Consider the following 24,014-nt stretch of genomic DNA (forward strand, 5'->3'; position numbering starts at 1 on the left):
GTATCCGATGTTCGTGTTGCTTAAACGCGTTCGCTGATGGCTGATTGAAGGAGTTGCATCTGATTGGTCATCACTTGCAGCGCCAGGCTGTGCAAAATCTGGTTTTTGTTGATCTCGGTGACTTGTTGCTCGAGGTCGATGTTGGTTTCGTCGTGATACAGCAGGTTAGTCATTGATTCGCTGACCTTGCGAATCGGGTCTTCCGGATCCGTCATGCTCATGCCAGCCGACAGCGGTTGCGAACTGCCGAATTTCGACTGCTCGATTGCATCCTTCAGTCGCTTTTCAAAAACTTCCACCGAAAGGTCTCGCGTTTTGTAGCCCGGCGTGTTGATGTTGGCGATATTGCCCGCCAACACACCGTGCCGTGCCTGCGCGAAGTTCAGTACTTGTTGCAGGACAGGGATATTCGTGGAACCAAGCAAGTTGGGCAACATCAGTTGTCCTTTCGAACGCCCCGATTGGGCAGGTATTTGCAATTGGTGTTCCCAGCGTGAGCGAAATTGCTCATCGGTTGATGCTCGGCAGTGGGAACAAGTGCGTAAGTCATAGTCGTGGCAGTAGAACGGGCGTGCGGGTTAATTTGCGAAGTTGAGGTAACATTTTGAATTGCTTTCACTGCCAGCGGCAGTTTTTGCCGCTCACGTTCGGCAAGTTATGCCACCCGAGCGAAGACCTTCGCCCGGGGAGCATAACCATAGAGACGCAGCTTGTTGGTCAAGGTGCGAATCCCAATTCCCAACGCTTGAGCCGCTTTCGCCCGATGGCCGTCGTAGTGGTCGAGGGTGGCTTCGATCAGCTTTCGTTCCATATCTTCCAGCTTCGTGCCAGCAGATAAGGGATTGGCTTCTGCGGGCAGCGACGACTTCGCGACCGGTTCGCCTTCAAGCAGCCAATCTTGGAGATCGTCGGCCGAGATGGGCTGATCGGAAGCCAGCACGCTGGCGCGGGTCACGAGGTTTTCGAGTTCCCGCACGTTACCGGGCCAGTGATAGTGGCAGAGCAGATCAAGAGCCGACTTTGAGAACTGGGCCGGCTCGCGGTTAAGTCGTCCCGCAACCTGCCCGGCGACGTGATTCACGAGAAGTGGCACATCGCTCAGCCGATGACGAAGCGGTGGCACTTCGAGCAGCACGACAGCCAGGCGGTAATACAAGTCTTGCCGAAAACGCCCTTGTGTCACTTCCAACCGCAAGTCGCGATTGGTCGAGGCGATCACGCGCACGTTGGTGGTGCGCGATTGACTGCTGCCGACGCGTTCGTAAGTCTTCTCTTGCAGCACTCGCAAGAGCTTGGCCTGCAGCGGCATATCGATCTCGGTGATTTCGTCGAGCAGGATCGTCCCGCGATCGGCCAATTCGAAGCGTCCCACTCGGGGAGCATCGGCACTCGTGAATGCACCCTTCTCATGACCGAAAAGTTCGCTCTCCATCAATTGGGGAGAGAGTGCTGGGCAGTTGAGTCCCACGAAGGCCCCGGTCGCTCGCCGGCTAGCAGCATGCAAACAACGGGCAACCAATTCCTTTCCTGTTCCACTTTCGCCAGTAATTAGCACCGTTTCGTCGGTCGGAGCAACCTGAGCGATGCGCCGCCGCAGCGTTGCCAGTGGTTCACTTTGGCCGACCATCAGGCCATGCCAATCGGGCACTGCTGACAGAATCTGCGAACGAGCGTGGTCGCGACCACCTTGGCGCAAGGCTCGCCCCACCAGTTGCTCGAGTTGTTCGGCATCGAACGGCTTTTCGATGAAATCGAACGCCCCGTGGCGCATGGCATCCACAGCCGCTTCGACCGTGGCAAACGCGGTGACCATGACCACCTGTCCATCGAACTTGCGGGCTTCGAGCGCGCGAATCAGTTCGAGTCCCGTCATGCCCGGCATTTGCAAATCGGTGACAACCACGTCGATCGCTTCCGTATCGAGCAGTTGCAAAGCTTCGCGACCGCTTGAGCAGGCAAATACCTCGTGCCGCGCATGGCGCAGAACATCGGCCATCGATTGGCGAGCGCGGGCATTGTCATCCACGACCAGTACTCGGCCCGTCTGCTGTTCGTCGTTGGTTTGTGTCATTCTAGATCTCCTCAGTCGGGGATGGAGTGAGCGGGCGATGTGGCAGGCAGAACGTAAAGGCTGCGCCACCTTTTGGGCAGTTGGCGGCGAGCACTTGTCCGCCATGGGCCTCGGCGATTCGTTCGACAATCGCTAGCCCCAGACCGGTTCCAGTGCTCTTGGTAGTAAAGAATGGCTCGAACAACCGGGCCAGCGCGTCGTCTTGCAGTCCCGGCCCGTTGTCGGCAACTTCGATTTCGATACCAAGTGGAGTGGTGCGAGCAGTAACGTGCAACTGCCCCCCCTGGGGCATCGCATCGACGGCATTCAAGATGAGATTTAGTAGCGCGCGGCGAAGCATGTCGGGGTCCGCTGTTGTCGTAAGGTCGAGAGGTGCTTCGACGATGGCCTCAATCCCCTGCGCCACGAACTGCGGCTGTAATGACTGGCACAGATCGTGAGCTAAAGCGCCCGGCGACAGGAGCTGTAATTTTGGATCGCGATGAGCGCTGAAGTGCAGCAAGTCACTGACAATCACTTCAAGGGCCCGAAAGCCCGCATCGACATTGCCCACAATCTCGATTCCCTCGGCATCGTCGCGAATGCGCCGCCGTAGCAAACTGAGATACAACTTGAGCGGTACAAGTCCATTGCGCACCTCGTGAGCTACGTGCGAAGCCATCTGGCCTAGATCGGCCAGACGATTGCGTCGCGCGAGTTCCCGATTCTTATCTTCCAGTTCGTCGCTCAGCCGGCGTACTTCCGCCTGCAGCGCTTCATGCGTGTGCTGCAACCGGTCGGTGGCTTCGTTCCAAGCCGCGAGGATCGTTTGCAGGTCAATCGACTCGGGAGCCAGTTCGGATCGCAGCTCGCTGGTCAGCAAGGTTGTCATGCGCGATTAGCCTTCCATGCTGAGGTCGAGGGAACTGGCGAGTGAAACGGGAGCAGAAACATAGGCACCCTGAGCCTCTTGCGAGCCGTACATGCCTTGCAGTTGCCGGGCTGTCGCATCGCGGCGGACGGTCATTTCGGCTTCCGATTTCTTTTCGAGGGCGACGATTTCGGCCAACAAGACTGCGCACCGTTGTGCATCGCGCTGGCAGGCTTCGCGGGCCGCGGCCGATTCCCAGCGACGTTCGTCTGGCTCTTCGTTGCGGAACGGATCGAGTTGAATTTCCACATGCTGAAGTTGTGTCAGCAGCGAGTCTTTGGAACCCAGCACTTGCATCAACCGCGACATGTCACCTTCGTTGACGAGTGACAACTGTGCTTCGCCTAAGCGGCGCAGCAGTTCGAGCAGCTGTGCTTTGCGAGCCATTGCGGCGGCGAGTTGATTGGAGTTATTCATGGCGTGTCGTTGCGATCGGACAAGTTACAAAGTGCTGAACCATTCCAATAGCTGAATCCACTGTTGGCGATCGAAGCGAGTCGTCTTGGCGAAGTCGGCATCTTTGCGAATTCGCTCGAGCACGACGCGCGCTTGTTCCAAGGTGCCGCGGGCTTCGGCATAGCGCTGCAGCCGGCGATAGCAGGTTGCTATCTGTACGTAGGCTTCGAGCGATTCAGGTTCGTGTTGATAACGATTGGTCGCGGCGGAATAAGCTTGAATGGCCTCTTCGTAACGCCCCAAGTCGAACAAGGCATCGGCTCGATTGAAGTAGCAATTTCGAAGCACCTTGAGATCGACCGTAGCACGGCTACTTTCCTGATCGTCCGACAATCGCTCGATGAGTCGCGTATACTCGGCAACGGCCGAGTTCAAATCGCTCGTTAGTTGTCGATTCAAGGTTTGCCGAGTCGAATCGATGGTGACAACCTGCAAACGCTGCCGTGGCCATTTCGCTGCATGACGATAGGCTTCAGCCACTTCATAGGTGGCTGCAATCGACTGCGACGCTGCGGGAAAGCGCTGGGTAGCTTCGGTCAGCGTCTTAATCGCTTCCTCGAAAAAGCCGGCGGCAATTTCCAGTTCGCGGAGTGATTCCGCCAGTCGTTTGTCCTCGGTCTCTTGCGGGGGCACATTCCGGCTGCGTGCTTCGTGCGTCATTCCTTGCCGGAATTGAATGTGACCAAGGGCAAACAGTGAGTCGCGCCATTCTGTACTTTGCGGCGTTAGGGCTGAGCCAAACAGGTTGGCGTTCAGCAGTTCGCGAGCAGCAGATAGGTCCCCTTGTTCTTGCAGCGCGGCAGCGGCGAGCAAGCGCGCCTGATAGTTGGCTGGATGCTTATCGAACATCTGCTGCACTTGATCGAGCGTGGCGAGAGCCTCGCTAGTGCGACCTTGAGCGAGCAAGGCCTGCCCCAAACCGATGAGTGCTTCGGGTTGTCCTTCGCGAGTCTGCTGTTGCAGGAACTGACGGAAGCCTTGTTCGGCCTGCTGGTAGCCATAGCCTTGCAGGTAAGTGGTCGCCGAGCGGAGGAGATCGTCGGGAAAGTTGCGAGTGGCAACACGGGCCGCTGCCAGTTCACGATCGCGGGCCGCTGCTTCGCGCAGGTGTGTGCGCGCCTGAGCTTGCAGCAAATCCTTCTCTTCGCGTGAGCGTCCCTTTTGTTGATCGAGCAGATCCGCTGCCCAGGCTCGCTCAATCTCGGCTCGCCAGAGCAGCGTTTGGGGCAAGGCGACAAGCGACGCAGCCGCTTCGGCCAGTTCTGCCGCTTCGGCAAACGACTTCAGCTCTTGATAGCGACGAATGGCCGCTTCCAGCCGACGTTCGATCTCTTGCCGCGGCAGCCAATGATTGTCGTAGTCTTCGCTGGGTTCCGCTTCTTGCAGACCACGACGATAGAGCGTGAGGGACTCTTCCACTTGCCCCGCACCGGCCAACCAATCGGCTTCCAGAAAGGTCGACGCGACCGCTTCCGGCGAGCCGTGATGCAGTTTGCGAATGCGGCCATAAAAGTGAGCTGCTTCCTTTTGCTTGCCCAAGCGTTCGTGGCACTGTGCGAGGAGCAAACTCAACTGGGCAGCGACACCCTGCTCCAAACCTTTGCGTTCGGCCAAGGGTTGCAGTTCGGCGATCAACGTTTGCAGCGGCTGTTGCTCGGCGGTACCTAGCGACTGCCCTGGCTTGGGTGGCGGCAGGCGTTGCAACTGCACTCGGGCGGCAAGCGCTTGGGCCTGTGGAAACACCGACGATGTATCGAGCACTTGGGCCAGCGACGCTTCGCAGGCAGCGGTATTGTTGGCCGTGAAATGGACATTCGCGGCCAACAGATGAGCTTCGTCGCGCTGGCGGGGCGAGATGCCCGGCAATCGCAACAGCCGTTCGATGTGCGTCAGGGCCACCTTGGGCTGCGGCGGCTGCATCTTCAGGTAGCAGTCGGTGAGGGCGTGTTCGAGTTCAATGGCCGAGTCAGGATTTTTCGCCAGCGCTTCGGCCAGCATCGTCGCCGCGGGGACGTAACGATTGGCTCGATAAAACGCCCGAGCTAGGGTCAACACACCTTGAGCCTCGCGATCCTTCGGCAGTCCGATTTGCCGCGACTGATCGAGATAGCGGGCTGCGATCAAGTTAAGCAACCGCCGCTGCGTGGGCTGGCCTGTCTTCTCCGCTTCTTCGGCCAGGACCGAACCGAGCACAAACAGGCAAGCCGATTGCAACTCTTCGTCCAGGTCGGGCTGCGACCGCAACTCGGCCGCCTGCTGACGCGCTTCTTGCAGCAAGCCTTCGTCGAGCGGGGCGAGAACATCGGCGACGGTAACTTTTTCCGGCTCAGCCAGAAAATAAAGTGATGTGGCGTAGTACGTAGCGACGATAAACGCCACCAAGCCCAGCGCGAGTGGCAAACCGACCTTGAGCGGGCTCCGCCTGGCAGCGGGCAGAATTTGGGTGACGGCCGCCAGTGAAAACCGGGCCTTGCTCACCTGCGACGTGCTTCCGTGCGCGTCAGTCATCCGTGACGACCTTGCCCCAAGCCCTCGACATCCTGTCAGTGGCTATTTAAGAAATTTGGGAAAGTACCGCCGGCGTTTGTACCGCGAATGCCCCGCGAGTGTCAATTGAGATTCACTCCCCCCGGACGTTGCCTGCTACTTCTCGCTGGCAGAAATTTCCTCACTCGGCACGGTCATGAAAAAGCAGCCACCGGCCTGGAGTTTTCCCTTAGCGACGTCGCAACTTCGCGCGATTCGCAACTTGCCGAAAGTTCATGGCTAAGAAATGGCAGGCAAAAAATTTCCACTATTCCAATGAAATGCGATCGTTGCCCGGCCTTCACAAGGTCTTTCCAGGCATACACTTTGGCGATTTATTCTTGCCTCAGGATGCGGAAATCTCCAAAATCGGTTTCCGTTATGTTTCCAGCAAAATTCGCCTTCGGTTGCCACAACTCGGCAGGCAGAGGATTGCCCGGGCGATCGGTACGCTGGACATCTAGGGCGCAGAATGCACCGTTGTGAATGCGCAGTTGCTAGCAAGTTATTGCCGATTTCCCAACGACAAACCGCGCAATTTACACACAGCTACTACCAGATTAAGAAAGAGCTCGCCGTCCATTAGACGCCAAGCTCGTGACAAGTCTGGTCCGCGGAAAGGAAGATTTTTGTTCCGCTCAAACTGCTCGCTCTGGCGAGCCTAGTTCCACTCTTCGGGAACCGGAGCTGGGGTCGGCTCGCAGGGCATGCCTGTGACCCGTTCCATTAGCCAGACGTCGACATCGTGCAACATCTGGGTTGTGACTTCGTCGCCACAAGGATACTGACGGATGGTGGCACCCAACCCGGCCGTATGGAACAACCGAAGTTCATCGCACAGCTGTTCGACGGGGTAGCGCTCCGAATCGCGGCAATGGGCGATGAACATCGGCATGCGGCGGGCTGCGGTGAGCATCGAGAGGGGCGACTGTCCCGTAGGAAAGTTGCCGCCGAGCGTCAGCGCGCCGGCAAAGCGGGCGGGATTACGCAGGGCCAGTCGCAGGGCCATCGTGCCACCTGCGCCGTTGCCCGCGACAAAGATCCGCTGGTTGTGAATGCGAAATTTCTGCGTGGCCAGATCGAGTGCGTCGCTTAGTTGATTTTCGGCAGCGATCGTTCCTTCGGCCGATTGTCGCCAGGCAAAACCGCGACCAGAGGCGAGGATTTCGCCCGAGATCGACACGCCGACGTAGTTCCGCATGCTGATCAGCGGCATCACTTTTTGCAGTTCGCGGGCATCGCCGCCGTCATCGTGGATCCAAACCAACAAGGGATAACTGTAATTGGGTTCGTAGTGCAGGGGAGCAAAGGTCTGGATGCCGGTCGGGGCCAGAATCGGCCGATGCTTGCGGGCCGTGGTGACCGTGGTCTTCTTGCCTGGGAATGGAACCGAAGGAGCCAGGGAATTAATGCGGTTCATACCGTGCTCGGCAGGGGGGTCTGAGGGGCGTGTAATTCAACTTTGCCAGCATCGCGGGGCGTTAAGTAAACGACGCGATCGGGCTGCTGCGAGTGACGGGCAAGATGCGACTGCAATTGCCGGAGGGTTTGCTGCGTCGTGAGCGACTGCGTCTGTGGAGACTAGGTCTGCTGAGACCAGGTCGCGCCACGCGATTTGCGAGCAGTTCGTTGAATGTCGAACGTGGAGTTCGGCGATCAAGGGAAGTTCTCGATGAGGATCGAAACCCGCAATCGGACGACGCTAAACCTCGTGTAGGCCGGCAGGGCCTGAGACAAGCACAGCTGGCAGACTGTGCCCGGCAGGCCGAGCCAATGCTCGGCGTCTGCCACAAGGTGAGGGGTGTTTTAGGTCATGCACAGGCGACTGTCAACGTCATTCGAACTACATACGGCAAAACGACTTGCAGTCAGTGAGTGCTGTCACCGCAGGTGCTGTGAGATAACGGAACTCGCAGCACCATTGGCCCAACATTGACGTTGCTCGCTTAAGCCTTCGACATCAGTTCGTTCATCGTGGCGACGAGCGACTTCACAGCTGAAACGCTGTGATCGAAAGCTTTTCGTTCTTCAGGATCGAGCTCGAGTTCGACAATCTTCTCGACGCCCTTAGCCCCCAGGATGGCTGGCACGCCCACATAGTAGCCACCGACGCCATATTCTTTGTCGCAATAGGCGGCGACTGGAATGATCCGCTTCTTATCGCGGACGATCGCTTCGACCATTTGCGCGGTCGCAGCAGCCGGTGCGTAGTAAGCGCTGCCTGTTTTCAGCAGCGAAACGATCTCCGCCCCGCCGTCGCGAGCCCGTTGCACAATGGCTTGCAACTTATCTTCTGCTAGCAGGCGGCGAATCGGAATGCCGCCGACGCTGGTGCAGCTGGGCATTGGCACCATCGTATCGCCGTGACCACCCATCAGCAGCGCCGAGACGTCTTCGACGCTCACGCCCAGTTCCATTGCGAGGAAAGTGCGATAGCGGGCCGTGTCGAGCACGCCAGCCTGACCGAACACACGGGCCGGGGGAAAACCAGTGACTTGCAGGGCCCGTTGCACCATAGCGTCGAGCGGGTTGCTGACGACGATCACAATCGCGTTCGGACTGGTGGCTTTCACTTGCTCGGCGACAGAACCGACGATCTTCGCATTGGTAGCTAGCAGATCGTCGCGGCTCATGCCTGGCTTGCGGGGAATACCCGCCGTGATGACCACCACGTCGCTATTGGCCGAAGCGGCATAGTCGGTCGCGCCGACAATATTCGAATCGAAACCCATGATCGGCGACGACTGCATCAGGTCGAGAGCTTTGCCCTTGGGCATGTCGCCGGCAGCTGGAATATCGAGCAGCACGATGTCGCCCAATTCTGCTGCTGCACACCAGTGAGCACAGGTGGCTCCGACATTTCCCGCGCCGACAATCGTGATCTTGGCCCGACCCATATTTGGCTCCTGGTGAGGTAAAACCCTGCGGAAGTCAGTTCACAATTAGTTAAGATTTCGACTGACTTTTCCTGGCTGAGTCCCCGAATATCGGGCTTTGACAGGCAACGTCAAGTGGGGAGCCTTATTGCGGCGCCAGAGCAACACCAAGCGCACACAAAATCTGCTCCCGTCAAGCACTGCCAGTTGACGAATATCCGACAATGTCGAACGAACCACGTTGAGTCACTTTGCACCACTTCAACTTGCCACTCCAAACACCATGTTCTTTCCCTGGGGCCGCAGAGCCCGCCGCCAAAAACTGCTCCAGTCACCCGTGCCCGCGCTGTGGGAAGAGACACTTGAGCATCAGGTGCCGTTGTATGGACTGTTGCCGGCCGACCTGCGCACGCGTTTGATCGGCAAAGCGCGAATCGTCGTGGCCGAGCGCATTTGGGGCGGGGGCGATGGCCTGGCAGTGACGGAAGAAATGAAGATCGTCGTCGCTGCGCAGGCGGTGGTACTGCTGGCTGGTGACGAAGGGTATCTCTACGAAAGGCTCCCGGCGATTCAGCTTTATCCAGAGTACATTGCGGCTCGTCCGCGGCGGGGCGATGGTGGGCCACATGTGGGCGTGCGGCTCGGCGATTCCTGGCAAGGTGGCAACGTGCGCCTTTCGTGGCCAGCTGTGTTCGAAGGGGCTGAGGATCCGCAGGATGGGAGCAACGTCGTCTTCCATGAAATGGCCCACCACCTCGATAGTCTCGATGGACAGATGGGTGGCGAGCCGCCTCTGACGACTGAATCGCTACAAAAGCGCTGGCCCGGAGTGAAGGTCGAGTTTCAGCGCCTGGTGCAACAACTGATGCACAATCGCCAGACCTGGCTCGATCCCTATGCGGCCGAAAGCCCGGCAGAGTTCTTTGCCGTCGTAACCGAGGCCTTCTTCGAAGAACCCGCTGGCTTGGCCGAACACCACCCCGAACTATTCACCACGTTTGCCGAGCTCTATCGAGTCGATCCCCGCGCCTGGTTTGAGCAGTAACGCTCCTCAGCTGAGTAGCAACTTTTGCGAAGTGCTTTTACCTCGCGGTGCGGTTGGTTCTCGTTTCGGTTGCGGCAGCCGCACTTCAGCATCGATCAGGGCGTACCGGGCTAATACCTGCGGCAACAACGCGGCAATCGACTGCGGCTGCTGACTGGTTTCCAGTTCGAGGTAATTTGCCCGGCGGAGACCACCTTCTTCTTGTGCCAAAACGACCATTGCCCGACTCCTTGCACATGGTGAACAAGCGAACACTTGCAAGTCTAGGCAGTAGTGTACAAATGTCAATAATGAATTTATCGATCGCGCAAAGAAAACGGCCCGGGAAATCTCCCGAGCCGTGCGTAAGTTGACGATATTCTTCGCCGCGCACTACAGCGCGCCGGCAAAGTTATCGGCCAGGCTCTTCACGAGCGCGCCGATGGTTTGCACCACACCTTCACCCAGTTCAAAGCGAACCTGCGAACTGCGTGGGGTTGCGGTACTGGTGAGAGAAATCTTGTCGTTGCCACTCTTCTCAAGCGTCGAGATAGCTGCCGGCAACATGGGGTTGTCGTCGACCGATTGAGCGAACTTCAAGATCGGCAGCAGGGCGATATTCAACTGCAGAGGCAGAGCCTCTTTCTCGCCAGCAGAGGCCGACTGATCCATGACCTTCTTAATCAGAGCCTGGCTGTTCTTGCCGAAAGCGACATAGGCGCTTTCGCCACTCGTGCCGAGCACCACATCGGCGCTTGGGCCGAAGAAGTCACGCATTTCGGCTTCACCTTCTGGAATCGGCACCGACAGGGTGTGGAACTTCACACCGGCATGCGTTGCGACGTCGAGCGTGGCCTTCGGAAATTCCGGATCGCTCTTCTTTACTTCCACCAGCTTCTTGAAGGCGGCTTCCAGGGCCAAGCCATCGGCGACCTTACCACCGGCCACAAAGCTGATGTTGGCTGGCTCAAGCACCAGAGCCGCGCCACCATCGAGCGTGCCGCTTTGCACAGTCTTGACGGCCACATCGATCAAATCGCTATAGGCCTGCTTCAGAGGGTCGCGTTTGTCGGCTTCGACTTGCGGATCGTTGTCGACCTGCTTCATCAACTGCTCTTTGGCCGTGTTGATCATGGTCACATTCTGTTCGATTTCTTCTGGGCCCAGCTTGCCGCCGAAGTTGGCGGTGACGGCTGCATTGGGAATCAGAAAGCCGGTGAACTTGGACTTCAGTCCGGCATTCATGGCAAACTGACGAGCCAGTGGAGTCCCTTCCTTGGCCACTAGCGAGAAATCGAAGTGCGACTTCTTGGTGACGGCATCGACCGTCAGGCCGATCGTGATTTCTTCGACTTCTTCGATGTATCGCGCGATCTGGGTCACGCCATTGCGGCCGGCCCGTTCCATGGCTGCCCGTTGCTCGGGAGTGGCATCGCCCGCGCCCCGTTCGAACATCCGTTCGAACGTGACTTTCATTTCGTCGACAGCCCACTTCTTCAACTCATCGGGAATGTTGTTGGCCAGCAAGCGGCCTGCGATGTTGTAGTCCTTGGGCAGATTCCCGAGGAGCGCGGCTGGATCGGCGGGAAGCCCGGTCAGGTGCTCTCGCTGCTGGGCGATGAAGGCCCAGCCATTTTGTTCTTTGATAAAGGCGGTCTGGTCAGTTCCCACTTCCAGCACACCGTCGCCGGCATCCTTGGGTTCGCCCAATTGTTCTTTGAACGTCTCCAGAATCGTTTCCAGATTCTTCACAGGGACGAACATCACCACCGGAAAGTCAGAACCTTGCGAGATGACGTACGCGCCGGAGGGACGCTTCTTGTCGAATCCGTTGGTAAAGGCATTGCCAACCAAGGCGGCGGTTTTACCCACATCGGCCTGCCCGGCAATCCGGGTTAGATAGATGATGTCGGCCAGGTTTTCTTCGATAGTGGCGACCGATACCACGGCTACCGGTTTGACCTCTTGCGCCGAAACAGCGGCCAGAGGCAACACGAACAGGGCAACCGCAGCTGCGCTGTAGGACGACCAAGATGGAGCGAACAATTTCACGAGAGATATCTCCCAGGGTGCCTTTTGGGCCCCAGAACCAGGGGACTCGTACGCGACCGAAACAATCTCAGCTCCGCGCGCGTCACCCCGAAACACTAAGGACGAAAGTTAATACTCGCCCTCTTCGTTCCGAGTTTTAACACGGGGGGAGGAAAAAAATAAGATGAGCTATCACGAGCCCAGAGCGAATCGCCGGAATCGGCCATCAGTAAGAAGTTTGGCCTGGCGTAATGCGAGTTGCTCTGCCGGACGCAGCGACCGGTGCAAATAGATTCGCCTTCGCGCGCAAAGAAAGGTCGATGGCAAGATCGACAAACGAAGGCTGCAAACGCAAGGGCCAGGAAAATGGTCCGCCGCACAGCGGCAGCGGAAATCAACTAACGAACGTCTATCGTTCGCGGTAAACGATGCGACCTTTTTCCAGATCGTAAGGAGACAACTCGACGTTCACCTTATCGCCAGGAACGATACGGATGAAGTTTTTACGCATCCGACCTGCCACGTGGGCCAGAACTTCGCCACCAGTTTCTAGCTGCACGCGAAACCGCGTATTCGCCAGCGCCTGCGTCACCGTACCGGCAACGACCAGGGCTTCTTCTTTCTCCGCCATGCACAACACTCCTTGCCCCGTAAAAGTCACAGCTGCGGGCAATCACAGCCTGCTCGGGTGGGGCAATTAGTCGCTCCGCAAATGTCCGAGTCAGAATCTGTTAGTATTACGCCTGTTACGACTTGCGTCCAGCCACTTTGGCCCCGCTCGCGCGTGAATTTCCGCAGCCAAGTTGATGAAGAGCGTCCATGCCGCGCCAGGTTCTGGTTACCGCGCCCAGTCGTTTGCACTTCGGGTTGTTCGCCTTAGCTGCCTCGTGCGAGGGAGTTGCGCACCCGTCGAGTGAAACTCCATCGCGCAGTTATGGCGGTGTGGGAGTAATGATCTCGCAGCCCGGAATTCAACTCCGAGTTCAGTCCGCAACCGCCTTTGCCGCTTGCGGACAATTGGCCGAACGCGCGGCTAGTTTTGCTCGCCGCTGGGCGGAATTCTACGCGCAGTCGCTCGATGATCTGTCCCTGGAAGTGCTAGCTGCGCCACCGGATCACGTGGGGCTTGGCACCGGGACACAACTGGGGCTGGCGATTTCCGCCGGACTAACCGCCTTTCGCGGCCTGCCCGTTCCTCAGCCCGATGAACTGGCCCGCAGTGTGGGTCGCGGTCTGCGCTCGGCTGTGGGTGCGTATGGGTTTTCGCTGGGGGGAATGATTGTCGATCGCGGCAAATTGCCCGGGGAATTTCTTTCGCCCCTCGATTGCCGCCTGGCGCTGCCGGAGACCTGGCGCTTCGTGTTAGTGCGTCCCTTGCAGGGGAGTGGACTGACCGGCGCGTGTGAACAGCAGGCCATGGACCAGGCCAATCGCAACCTGGCCCCCCTCTCCGAGCAATTGATTACCGAAGCTCGCGAGTCTCTCGTTCCCGCTGCTGCTCTTGGGCAGTTCGATAACTTCGCCGCCAGTTTGGGTCGCTACTGCGAACTGGCCGGTCAGTTCTATACCAGTGTGCAAGGCGGACCCTACAACGGTCCCGTCGTCACCGCCCTCGCCGTGCAAATTCGCGCGCTGGGGCATGTTGGCCTCGGACAAAGCTCCTGGGGCCCCACGCTGTTCGTCGCGTGCCCCGATGCGACTGTCGCTCAAGAGCTGGCCGACCAACTGCGCACTACGTTCTCAGTTCCCCTCGAAATCACGATCACCAGCGTTTACAACCACGCCGCGCTCATTGAGTAGGTTCCAGCAGTAGGTCGCATCGGCTCGATGCGACCTTGTTTCATAGGCATGGCTCGCGCTGAACTTCAAGGTCACATCCGGCGGATGTGACCTACATCTGCACCTTTTTTCTTGCAACCCGCGCACGATTTCGTCACATTGCTCCCAACAGAACTTTCCTCCGCTGGAGTCCCGGTGATGGGCATCGCCGTTCCGTTTGTTCCCTATCGTGCGCAGGCCAAGTTGTCTCCCTCGGCAATCAAGGCCGCGCTGGTCGAGCGCTGGCCAGAATTGCCGGAGCCAGTCGTCAACAAGAAGGCCAACGATCAGATCACACTCGACGTGGGCGATGATGCTTACATCGCGCAAATCGTGCGGGCCCCGGTGCCGTGGAATCAAGTCGAACCGATGTGCAGCGGAGCATGGATGTGGCCGAAAGCGGCCGAGGAACTGAAGCCCTGCGTGGGGCACTTGATTGCGACCGTCGTCACGCAAGATCCGTCGCCCGTCCATGGCGCAACGCAACTCACTCGTTTCTGCACAGCCATTCTCGCCTCCTGCGCAGAGGCTCCCGGTGTGATGTGGGGCTCGAGCGGGCACCTGGTTCCTTCGGGCGTGTTTCAGGATTTCGCCACCAGCGTGATGAGTGCCGGGCCTCCCTGGTATATCTGGGCGGACTTCCGCGAAGGACAAGTGGCGCCGGGCAAAACGAGCGGCTTCACACGCGGCCTGACCGACTTCGGCCTGATGGAGCTCGAAGCGGAAAACACTCCTGAGCCTCCGGGAGAATTGCGCGAACGTTTCTTCGGGCTGGCGAATTATCTGTTGGAGAACGGGCCGGTGATCAAGGACGGTGATACCATCGGCGAAGACGAAAATGAACGCATCCGAGTCGTCTATTCTCCTTCCGCTTTCGGCAATCCAGAGCAAGTGATGAAACTCCTCTACGAACCCACCAGGCCGGCGAAGAAAAAAGGCTGGTTCGGTTAATCCCGTCGCGAACGGCATTCGTCGCTTCCCGCCACTCGCTCCGCGCGGTGAGTCCGAGTTAAGATACTCATCTCCGCTCCATCACTCCCGCCCAATTTGAAAGTGCCTGCCATGTTTCTGGTCGATGGTCATCTCGATCTGTCGATGAACGCGCTCGAATGGAATCGCGACCTCACCTTGCCGCTGGCTGATGTGCGCCGGCGCGAAAAAGGAAAAACCGATAAAGTCGATCGTGGCGTGGGGGTCTGCACGTTTCCCGAAATGCGAAAGGGGAAGATTGGCCTCTGCATCGCCACGCAAATTGCCCGCTATGTCGCCGAAGGGAATAACCTGCCGGGCTGGCATGCTCCGGAAATTGCCTGGGCACAAACGCAGGGCCAGCTTGCCTATTACCGGGCGATGGAACGGGCCGGGCAGATGAAACAGATTGTCGATCGCGCGGGACTCGCCCAGCACGTGGCGCTGTGGCAAAATAATCCGCCCGCTGATGCGCCGATTGGCTACGTCCTGTCGCTGGAAGGAGCCGATTCGATCGTCGACCTCAGCTATCTCGAAACAGCGTATGAGAGTGGCCTGCGGGCGATTGGCCCGGCCCACTATGGTCCCGGTCGTTACAGTCCCGGTACCGGCGCGGAAGGTGGCCTGACGGCAGCCGGCTTTGAGCTCGTCAAAGAAATGCAGCGGCTCGGCATCATTCTCGATGCGACGCACCTGACCGACGAAGCGTTTTGGGATGCGATGAAAATCTACGATGGTCCGGTCTGGGCCAGCCATCAAAACTGCCGCGCACTGGTGCCGCATCAACGCCAATTCAGCGACGAGCAATTGAAAGAACTGATTCGCCGCGATGCGGTGATCGGCGCTGCCTTCGATGCGTGGATGATGGTGCCGAACTGGACTCGCGGCAAAACCACGCCGCAAGAGACAGGCTGCAAAATCGAAACCATTGCCCTGCATATCGATCATATTTGCCAATTGGCCGGCACCGCGCGGCACTGCGCGATTGGCTCCGACCTCGACGGCGGTTACGGGCTGGAACAGACGGCCCTCGATCTCGATTCGATTGCCGACCTGCAGCAAGTTGGCGTCATTTTGAAAAAGCGAGGCTACAGCGATGCAGATGTCGCCGGTATCATGCACGGTAATTGGGTGCGCAAACTGGGCGACAGCTTGCCGAAGTAACTTTTTCTCAATCTCGCTTTGTTCCCTCGCCTCGGTACTCCGCGGAGAGGGAGTAGTGACACCGGAACTCTCTCATGAAGTTGGCCAAATACGTTCTTCCATCGGGCAAGCCTGGCGTCGGTCGCGTGGAAGGAGATCAGATCCTGCCGCTCCATACGACGGATGGTCCGATCCATTCGCTGGCTGAACTGCTGGATGCCGAAGATCCTTACGCAACCGCCGAGTTCATGACGCACACGAGCGACGCTGTGCCGCTGGCGAGTGTGGAACTGCTCCCGCCCATCGATCAGCAGGAAGTCTGGGCCGCCGGCGTGACCTACAAGCGCAGCCGCACTGCTCGCATGGAAGAATCAGCGACCGCAGCGTCGTGCTACGACCGGGTCTATGCGTCGCCCCGGCCGGAGATTTTCTTCAAGGCATCGCCCAGCCGATGCTCGGGTCCGAACAAGCCGCTCCGCATTCGCGTCGACTCCGATTGGAACGTCCCCGAGCCCGAACTGGCCCTGGTGCTGAACAGCAGGCTGGAGCTTGTGGGCTTCACCATCGGCAACGATATGAGCAGCCGCGATATCGAAGGAGACAACCCGCTCTATCTGCCGCAAGCCAAGGTCTACAACCAATGCTGCGGCCTTGGTCCCTGGATCACCTTGCATCGCGACATGCCGCCGGCCGCGGAAATCGGCATCGCGCTCGCCATTCATCGCGGCGGTGCGAAAGTCTTCGAAGGACACACTTCCGTCGCCCAAATGGCCCGCTCCTTCGAAAATCTCATCGGCTGGCTCGGTCGCGACCAAAGCTTTCCCACCGGCTGCTTCCTCCTCACCGGCACCGGCATCGTCCCAGATAACAGCTTCACGCTGCACGCTGGCGACGTAGTCGAAATCACCATCGACGGCATCGGCACGCTGAAGAATCCGATTGTGCGGGGATAGGAGATGCCAAGCAAATCGGCACCACTTTCTCGACTCTCGCCGCAGTCGAGAAAACTCCTCAAATCGCTCATTCGTAAGCATGCCTTAGCGGCCGTTGAATACGCAATCTTGTCTGCTGCAGAAGAGTATGTGCTGTTAATACTCAACGGCCGCGAGGATTACTCAGTCCTTGGTAGTTCTCGCTACGGTGGTGTGCCAGACCTGCCAGTATCCATGCCTTGGCCCAGGTCAGAGCGAGGGTTCCTCACATTCCTGATGCAAGTGAATCTGGCCGAGGTGCCCAAGCTATTCAGAAATCCACTTCCTAAAAAAGGTCTGCTCTACTTTTTCGTCGAGGATGATACTGGAGCCGCCGACGTCGATGCCAAGATTGTTTTTGTTGACGCAAAATCTGTTCAACTCAAGAAAGCGAAGCCGCCTAGTCACGAACAATTCTCCCGGCCTGATTATCTCGGATTGAAAGCACATAAGCTGCGACTTGGATTCGGGATTGATGTTCCTTCTTACTTCTCACCTCTGTTCCAGTTTGTAGAGAAGTCGGTCGCAGAAAACGGACTTGGCACTGCCGAAGATCGATTGGTCGCCCTTGTCCGAGAGGCGGCAAGAGGCAACGGTCGATATGATGAAGCGGGGCAATTACTGGGTTCAGCGTTCACCCATGGTGGGGATCCTTGCATGGCAGCCTTTCTGCATTCGCAGGGCAAACTTGATCGGCTTTATGATTCCCAATACCAACGGCGCAACCATAAGTCGATTGACGCTGGAGCGCGTCAATGGAAACTCCTCTGGACGATCGGATCGAGCCGTAAAGTAAAGTCCTGTTTCGGTGACTTTGGCAGTTTGCAGGCATTCATCAACACGGAGGATTTAAAGCGGCAGGACTTTTCACGCACCTACTTCAGCGCTGAATCGAGTTAGGCGAACAAATACAATATGTGCGGCATTGCGGGAGCCATTTGGACGAAGCCGGAGCGGGCGATTGAGTTGCCCGTGCTCGAGCGGATGACGAGTGCGTTGAAGCACCGTGGGCCGGACGATCAAGGGCTGTATCAAAACGGTTATCGCGTGCGCCCGCCCTACGATGCCCAGCCTGGGATCGCGTTGGGGCATCGCCGCCTGTCAATCATCGACCTCGCTGGCGGCCATCAGCCTTTGGCCAATGAAGACGAAACCGTCTGGGTCGTCTTCAATGGCGAGATTTACAACTTTGTCGACTTGCGCCGCAGGCTGGAAGGCTCGGGGCACAAGTTCCGGACCGATAGCGACACCGAAACCATCGTCCACTTGTATGAAGACGAAGGGCCCGAGTGCTTCGCCCATCTCGCCGGCATGTTTTCGATTGCCATATGGGACAGCAACCGCCGGCGCCTCGTCCTCGGTCGCGATCGCCTCGGCAAAAAGCCACTCGTTTATCGGCACGAAGCAGGCAGGCTGCTGTTCGCCAGCGAGCTCAAAAGCCTGTTGCAAGTTCCAGGCGCGCCTCGCGACATCGATTTCTCGGCCATCGATGAATACCTGACCTATCAATATGTCCCGCACCCAAACACGATCTTTCGCGGTTACAAGAAACTGCCTCCCGGTCATTTCGCGGTTTGGCAGGACGACGAGCTGCAGGTGCGGCCCTACTGGCAGCCCGATTTTACGGCCGAACATCCCTGCGCCGAAATAGAAGCCGTGGAACGCGTGCGCGAGCTGCTCAATTCCGCTGTGAAAACTCGCTTGCGCAGTGATGTGCCGCTCGGCGCGTTTCTGTCAGGCGGAATCGACTCCTCTTTGATCGTCGCCCTGATGCAGCAGCAGGCTGGCGAGCGCGTCAAAACGTTCACGATTGGTTTTCCGATCAAAGAGTACGACGAATCGCCGTATGCCGAGCGCGTCGCGAAGCATCTAGGAACCGATCATCAAACGTTGCGCGTCGATCCCGATGCGGTGAGGGTGTTGCCGCAACTGGCCTATCACTACGATGAACCTTTCGGCGATAGCAGCGCGGTTCCCACCTGGTATGTCTCGCAACTTACTCGCGAGCATGTCACGGTCGCGCTGAGCGGCGATGGTGGCGACGAATTGTTCGCCGGCTATCCTCGCTATCGAGCCGCGGCACTGGGGGGCTGGTTCGACCGGGTGCCAATGATCCGCAGCCTGTTCGCGGCGAACCTTTGGCAATCGCTCCCATCGTCGGGGCGGCAGAAGTCTCGCGTCCGGCAGTTCAAGCGCTTTGCGAGTAGTTTGTCACTGACACCCGAGCGGCGGTATCTCGACTGGATTTCCATCTTCAACGAAGCGCGCCGGGGCGAGTTGTATAACGAAGATTTCTTGGCGCAATTGCCCAATTCCGATCCCGCGGGTTTTCTGCTTGCGGCCTGGAAGCGGACCAAAGGTCGCGACCCGATTTCCGCCGCGTCACTCACCGACCTGGTGACGTATCTGCCATGTGACCTGATGACGAAGGTCGATATTGCCTCAATGGCCCATGGCCTGGAAATTCGCGCTCCGTTTCTCGATCACCGACTCGTTGAATTCGCCGCAGGTTTACCGGTGAAGTTCAAACATCGCAATCGCCGCGGCAAATGGCTGCTCAAGCGGGCGTTTGGCGAGTTGTTGCCAAACGAAGTCTGGCAACGGCCCAAGATGGGTTTTGGTGTGCCGCTCGATCATTGGTTCCGGAACGAACTCCGCCCACTGGTGCGAGAGACGTTGCTCGATGGACAGTGTACGACGCAATGGTTCCGCCGCGAGGCGATCTCAGAACTGATCGAAGACCACGAGCAGCGACGCTTCGATCATAGCGCCCGGATCTGGTCACTATTGATGCTCGAGCTATGGCTGCGCGAGTGGGGCGGACCGCAGATTCCCAACTTGCCTGCGCCGACAACCTCCGTCACTGAGGCGCCCAGTTTGTAGTCCTGAGTTTGCCACGAGCGGAAACGTCCGCGGACTGCCTCTTGGGGTGAACTGCAAATCTGACTAGAATCGACCAACGAGTAGTCGAACTCCTTCTCTCCCCAGATGGAGGATGGGCGCGACTGCGAATCGATTCGCCTGTTTGATGGCCGAGCATTTCACCGCTCGCTCATTTCTGCCAGCTTGCTTCGGCAAGCTTTGCCAGCGCAAGTCTGTTCGCGGGGAGCGGCCCCGAAACGTTCACTTACGTCGACCAACGGGCAGAATCGGCGAGCGGCATCGGGTTTGCACCTATCTGCAACCTCAGCCGGTCGTTTCACGAAGGATCAGCATCATGAAGAATATCCTGGCTGTCATCCTCGCGGGTGGCAAAGGCACGCGACTGGAACCACTTACGCGCGATCGTGCCAAGCCGGCGGTCCCCTTTGGTGGCCTCTACCGCATCATCGACTTCACTCTTTCGAACTGTATCAACAGTAGTTTTCGCAAGATCCTGCTGCTCACGCAGTACAAGGCGATGAGTCTCGATCGGCACATCAATCTCGGTTGGCGTCACTATTTCAATCGCGAGATGGGCGAGTTCATCGACGTGGTGCCGCCCCAACAGCGGATTGATGAACAGTGGTATCAAGGGACTGCTGACGCCGTTTATCAAAACATCTATGTGCTTGAAAAAGAGCGCCCCGAATATGTGGTGATCCTCGCGGGCGACCACATCTACAAGATGAATTACGAATCGATGGTGCAGTACCATCAGGAAACCAAAGCCGACCTGACGGTGGGTGTGCTCCGCGTCACGCCGCAGGAAGGAACCCAGTTCGGGATTGTGCAGGTCGATACCGAAAACCGGATTATTGGCTTTCAAGAGAAACCCGCGAATCCGCGCACGATCCCTGGCGACGATGCTCACTGCCTGGGCTCGATGGGCATTTATGTCTTCACAGCCCGGTTCTTATTCGAACAATTGTGCCGCGATGCGACCAAAACCGGCAGCCGGCACGACTTCGGCCGCGACATCATTCCGGCAATTATCGACACGCATAAAGTCGTAGCATTTCCGTTCCGTGACGAAAACCGCAAGAGTGATGCTTACTGGCGCGATGTCGGCACGCTCGATGCTTACTACGAAGCCAACATGGATCTGATCTCGGTCGATCCGCTCCTCAATCTGTACGACGATACCTGGCCGATCCGAACTTTTCAGGCCAACATTCCGCCGCCGAAGTTCGTCTTTGGCAGTCGCGGCGAGCAGGATCGCTGCGGCCGCGCGATTGACAGCGTGGTTTGCCAAGGGACGATCATCTCGGGCGGGCTTGTCGAGCGCTCGATTGTCGGTCCTCTTTGCCGCGTGAATAGTTACTCGCACGTCGCCGATTCGATCCTCTTCGAAGGGGTCGATATCGGCCGGCATTCACGCGTGAAACGCTGCATCATCGATAAGGGCGTGAAGGTTCCGGCCGGTGTCGAAATCGGTTACGACCTGGAACTTGATCGCCGCCGCGGTTTCACCATCAGCGACAACGGCATCGTCGTCATCGCCAAAGACGACGGCCTCGAACACATGCTGCAGCAAGGGCGAGGCTAACCCGTAGACGAGTCATTCCATGACACGATCCCCTTGTATACCTGCATCAGGAATCGCGCGGAAGACTTCGAGAGATGTCGGCAGTACATCGCTGACAATCCGACGAAAGCTAATTTGGAAACTGGCGAGTTTCGCTACTACGCCAGGGAGATAGGCTAAAATCGAGTCATGGAATGACTCAACTACGGGGTCAGCTGTTTGTATTTCTCTTGATACTTGTCGAACAGCCGTTTGTGGCGGTCGTTCCAGGCGACCTTGCGACCTTGGATATAGGCACCGGTGACCTGCGTGGGTGTTTCGAGTGGGTCACCACTGGTGATGATGAGCGTGGCGTCTTTGCCGGTTTTTAAGGAACCAACGCGATCGTCAACGCCGAGGATCTGCGCCGGATAGAGCGTGATCGATTTCAGCGCTTCGTCAGCGGGCAAGCCATAGGCAGCAGCGGTAGCGGCGTGATAAGGCAAGTTGCGCACGGTCGACGCGCCAAATCGACTGCTGCTGGAGATGCAGAATTTCACCCCCGCAGCTCGCAGCCGTTCGCAGAGGGTGTAGGGGGCGTCGTAATCGTCGTTGCGTCTGCGGGGCAAACGATAGACGGCGGTGACGATGACTGGAATGCCGCGCGGCTTCAGCAAATCGGCACAGCGAGGGGCATCGTAACCGCCCACGATAATCAGCTTCAATTTGAACTCATCGCCAAAGGCAACCGCGGACTGAATTTGCTCCAGGCTCTCGGCATGGACCATCAAGGGCAATTCTCCGGCCAGAACGGGTTGCAGCGATTCCCAGCGGGCATCGGCCGGATAGTTTGCATCAGCCTGCCGCGCCGCGCCATAACTGCGGGCATCGTTCAGCGCCTTGCGAAGTTGCTTGATCGCATCGTCCTTGGGCAAGCTGAGGATGGGATCGTCGCTCGGATCAGCGGGCGCAGGATTCGACGAGGGTTGCGGCCAATGTACCATCAGGCCGGCAGCTGACTTGAGGCTCATTTGCTCGGGAGTCCAGCCATCCATTTGAATGACCGCCGATTGCCCGGCCACGAACACTCCGCGCGGTGCAGTGAGCGCCAGCAGTACGCCGTTGCTGCGAGTGACAGGAATCAGTTCGCTATCGGGATTCACTGCGGATAGTGCCCGCACGTTCGGGTTCATATTGCCGACTTCACGAAAGTCCGCTGTAGCCCGCACGGAGTTAATCTCCACGAGCCCGATATCGGTGTAGGCATCAAAGAGCCCGGGATAGATATGCTGTCCGCGGCAATCGATTTTTTCCGTCTTGGCGGGGAGTTTCACATCGTTACCCACTGCGATGATCTTGCCCCCATCGAACAAAATAGTCCCCGCTTCGATCACAGAGCCTTCCACGGGATGAATCGTGCCACCGACGAGCGCGATTGGTCCGCTTTGCGGTGGCGCAGGAACCTCGGGATTGGCGCGGGCAATCGCGGTAACCGTGCAAACGATTAGTAACGCAAGCGAGAAGCGAGTTAGCGACGGCATGGCAGACTCAATGAGGAAGGACTGGGCGCGACTGCTTTCAGCATAGTCAGTGGCAGGCTACTCGCCACGCTTACTTGTAATCGAGCGTGACGACGAGCGGGTAGTGATCGCTGACGTCGCGCTCGGCTTCGGGAATGGTCCAGAAGATGTCCATGTGATCTTTGTCCTGTTCCTTGCCGCGGATGACCAGGTCGTGACGGATGGCAACCGACTTGAAGCAGAGGTCTTTCCGCTTCGGATCGTCTTCCGTCAGGCCCTTGCTCAGCAGGATGCGGTCGTATTGCTGACCGTTGAGGTGCGTATGGCGCTGCTTATCCTTGAGATCGACCAGAGTATCGAACAGGTCATCGTCCTGCTCCGGCGTGTTCAAGCCGCGCATCGTACCAATATCCCCTTCGGGTGTGGTCTCGGCTGCAAACTCGTCCGAGTTCATATCGCCAAGGAGAATCACGTTCTCGCCCTTCTTGATCAGATCGTTGACCCAGGCACGAATCAGGTTCGCTTGACGCACGCGAAGGTGGGCCACTTCGCCACGGGCGCGCAAGTGCATGTTGACGACCGTCAACGTTTCGCGGTCGTCGCCGGTTCCCCAGGCGAAGGTCGCAAACATGTGCTTGGCCACGCTCATATGTCGCTTGTCTTCGAACTGTTCCTTCGACATGTCCCACCGGCCAAAGTTCGTTAAGCCACTGAGCGCGAGCAGACCGACGTCCTGCTCGGTGAAGAAATCTTCCCCTTCGACAAAGGCCGTGCGGAACTTCAGTTCGGGTTCATTCTTGAATCGCTGCGTCAGATAGAAGAGGACGCGCTTATTTTCGATCTCTTGCAGCGCGAGGATCGTCGGCTTGATTTCGCGGACGACTTTCTCGACACCCGCGAGTTTCCAGTCCCAATCGGGGCGCGTAGGTGCCGTCATCTTCTTACCGAGATCCGAGGGGTTATCTCCCGAATAATTATCGAACAGCCACTCGGTGTTCCACGAGCAAACCACCACTTGCTCGGGAATCGGATCAGCTGCGGCGGTGCCAACAAGCACGCTGCAAACCAGAGCGAGAACGGCAATCGAACAGCAGGACATCCGCAACATTCCAAACTCCTCACGCAGCAAGCCAGATTAATCTATTTGCAGTATTTGTTCGCCAGCGATCATTGAGAGATAACGACCAACAAAGCCACCAAAAAGTCGGACTGGGGCAGGCAAGCCGCCATAATCGAGCCAGGTACTTCTTGGGGGCAATCCACTGACGTTAAC

At 58.0% G+C, this 24,014-nt stretch carries 21 protein-coding genes; 9 read left to right on the forward strand and 12 right to left on the reverse strand.

Features of this window, described 5'->3' with window-relative positions; genetic code table 11:
• Positions 1-20 precede the first annotated feature (20 nt).
• The 5 genes from flgB to ETAA8_RS09885 form a co-directional block, all read right to left on the reverse strand.
• Positions 21-437, reverse strand: a complete 417-nt coding sequence (flgB, locus tag ETAA8_RS09865; protein WP_145087856.1) for a flagellar basal body rod protein FlgB — start codon at positions 435-437, stop codon at positions 21-23.
• Between the two features lie 218 nt (positions 438-655).
• Positions 656-2,071, reverse strand: coding sequence for a sigma-54-dependent transcriptional regulator (locus ETAA8_RS09870; RefSeq protein ID WP_145087857.1), 1,416 nt, complete (start codon positions 2,069-2,071; stop codon positions 656-658).
• 1 nt (position 2,072) lies between these two features.
• Complete coding sequence (locus ETAA8_RS09875; protein ID WP_145087858.1) at positions 2,073-2,942, reverse strand: sensor histidine kinase; 870 nt, start codon at positions 2,940-2,942, stop codon at positions 2,073-2,075.
• 6 nt (positions 2,943-2,948) lie between these two features.
• Positions 2,949-3,398 (reverse strand): hypothetical protein, encoded by a 450-nt coding sequence (locus tag ETAA8_RS09880; RefSeq protein WP_145087859.1) that lies wholly within the window; start codon positions 3,396-3,398, stop codon positions 2,949-2,951.
• Between the two features lie 24 nt (positions 3,399-3,422).
• Positions 3,423-5,945, reverse strand: a complete 2,523-nt coding sequence (locus ETAA8_RS09885) for a tetratricopeptide repeat protein (protein WP_145087860.1) — start codon at positions 5,943-5,945, stop codon at positions 3,423-3,425.
• Positions 5,946-6,199: 254 nt separating this feature from the next.
• Here ETAA8_RS09885 and ETAA8_RS09890 point away from each other — a divergent pair, with 254 nt between their 5' ends.
• Positions 6,200-6,427: a hypothetical protein gene (locus tag ETAA8_RS09890; protein WP_145087861.1), complete on the forward strand. Its 228-nt coding sequence runs from the start codon at positions 6,200-6,202 to the stop codon at positions 6,425-6,427.
• 197 nt (positions 6,428-6,624) lie between these two features.
• Here the strand turns inward: ETAA8_RS09890 and ETAA8_RS09895 are convergent, their stop codons facing one another.
• Both ETAA8_RS09895 and mdh read right to left on the reverse strand, forming a co-directional pair.
• Positions 6,625-7,383 (reverse strand): alpha/beta hydrolase, encoded by a 759-nt coding sequence (locus ETAA8_RS09895; protein WP_145087862.1) that lies wholly within the window; start codon positions 7,381-7,383, stop codon positions 6,625-6,627.
• A 526-nt stretch (positions 7,384-7,909) separates the two neighbouring features.
• On the reverse strand, positions 7,910-8,860 hold the full coding sequence (gene mdh / locus ETAA8_RS09900; protein ID WP_145087863.1) for a malate dehydrogenase: 951 nt from the start codon (positions 8,858-8,860) through the stop codon (positions 7,910-7,912).
• A gap of 262 nt (positions 8,861-9,122) precedes the next feature.
• Here mdh and ETAA8_RS09905 point away from each other — a divergent pair, with 262 nt between their 5' ends.
• Entirely contained in the window at positions 9,123-9,884 is a 762-nt protein-coding gene (locus ETAA8_RS09905; RefSeq protein ID WP_145087864.1) for a M90 family metallopeptidase, read from the forward strand.
• Positions 9,885-9,890: 6 nt separating this feature from the next.
• Here the strand turns inward: ETAA8_RS09905 and ETAA8_RS09910 are convergent, their stop codons facing one another.
• The 3 genes from ETAA8_RS09910 to infA form a co-directional block, all read right to left on the reverse strand.
• On the reverse strand, positions 9,891-10,103 hold the full coding sequence (locus ETAA8_RS09910; protein WP_145087865.1) for a hypothetical protein: 213 nt from the start codon (positions 10,101-10,103) through the stop codon (positions 9,891-9,893).
• A 153-nt stretch (positions 10,104-10,256) separates the two neighbouring features.
• Positions 10,257-11,915, reverse strand: coding sequence for a hypothetical protein (locus tag ETAA8_RS09915; protein WP_145087866.1), 1,659 nt, complete (start codon positions 11,913-11,915; stop codon positions 10,257-10,259).
• Between the two features lie 388 nt (positions 11,916-12,303).
• Positions 12,304-12,525, reverse strand: coding sequence for a translation initiation factor IF-1 (infA, locus tag ETAA8_RS09920; RefSeq protein WP_145087867.1), 222 nt, complete (start codon positions 12,523-12,525; stop codon positions 12,304-12,306).
• Between the two features lie 188 nt (positions 12,526-12,713).
• On the opposite strand from infA, the gene ETAA8_RS09925 reads away from it, so the two are divergent.
• From ETAA8_RS09925 to glgC, 7 genes are all read left to right on the forward strand, one after another.
• Complete coding sequence (locus ETAA8_RS09925; RefSeq protein ID WP_145087868.1) at positions 12,714-13,694, forward strand: hypothetical protein; 981 nt, start codon at positions 12,714-12,716, stop codon at positions 13,692-13,694.
• A gap of 177 nt (positions 13,695-13,871) precedes the next feature.
• Positions 13,872-14,663, forward strand: a complete 792-nt coding sequence (locus ETAA8_RS09930; RefSeq protein WP_145087869.1) for a DUF4261 domain-containing protein — start codon at positions 13,872-13,874, stop codon at positions 14,661-14,663.
• 111 nt (positions 14,664-14,774) lie between these two features.
• The gene (locus tag ETAA8_RS09935; RefSeq protein ID WP_145087870.1) at positions 14,775-15,845 is read left to right on the forward strand and encodes a dipeptidase; all 1,071 of its coding nucleotides are present in this window, start codon (positions 14,775-14,777) and stop codon (positions 15,843-15,845) included.
• 74 nt (positions 15,846-15,919) lie between these two features.
• Entirely contained in the window at positions 15,920-16,777 is an 858-nt protein-coding gene (locus ETAA8_RS09940) for a fumarylacetoacetate hydrolase family protein (protein ID WP_145087871.1), read from the forward strand.
• A 3-nt stretch (positions 16,778-16,780) separates the two neighbouring features.
• Positions 16,781-17,695 carry a DUF1963 domain-containing protein gene (locus ETAA8_RS09945; protein WP_145087872.1) on the forward strand — a complete coding sequence of 305 codons (915 nt, stop codon included), beginning with the start codon at positions 16,781-16,783 and terminating at the stop codon, positions 17,693-17,695.
• Positions 17,696-17,710: 15 nt separating this feature from the next.
• The gene (gene asnB, locus ETAA8_RS09950; RefSeq protein ID WP_145087873.1) at positions 17,711-19,678 is read left to right on the forward strand and encodes an asparagine synthase (glutamine-hydrolyzing); all 1,968 of its coding nucleotides are present in this window, start codon (positions 17,711-17,713) and stop codon (positions 19,676-19,678) included.
• Between the two features lie 334 nt (positions 19,679-20,012).
• Positions 20,013-21,263: a glucose-1-phosphate adenylyltransferase gene (glgC, locus tag ETAA8_RS09955; protein WP_145087874.1), complete on the forward strand. Its 1,251-nt coding sequence runs from the start codon at positions 20,013-20,015 to the stop codon at positions 21,261-21,263.
• Between the two features lie 182 nt (positions 21,264-21,445).
• Here glgC and ETAA8_RS09960 read toward each other — a convergent pair whose 3' ends face one another.
• Positions 21,446-22,762: an amidohydrolase family protein gene (locus tag ETAA8_RS09960; RefSeq protein ID WP_145087875.1), complete on the reverse strand. Its 1,317-nt coding sequence runs from the start codon at positions 22,760-22,762 to the stop codon at positions 21,446-21,448.
• Between the two features lie 70 nt (positions 22,763-22,832).
• On the reverse strand, positions 22,833-23,849 hold the full coding sequence (locus ETAA8_RS09965; RefSeq protein WP_145087876.1) for an endonuclease/exonuclease/phosphatase family protein: 1,017 nt from the start codon (positions 23,847-23,849) through the stop codon (positions 22,833-22,835).
• Positions 23,850-24,014 lie beyond the last annotated feature (165 nt).

It is taken from the genome of Anatilimnocola aggregata (assembly GCF_007747655.1).
Lineage (GTDB): Bacteria > Planctomycetota > Planctomycetia > Pirellulales > Pirellulaceae > Anatilimnocola > Anatilimnocola aggregata.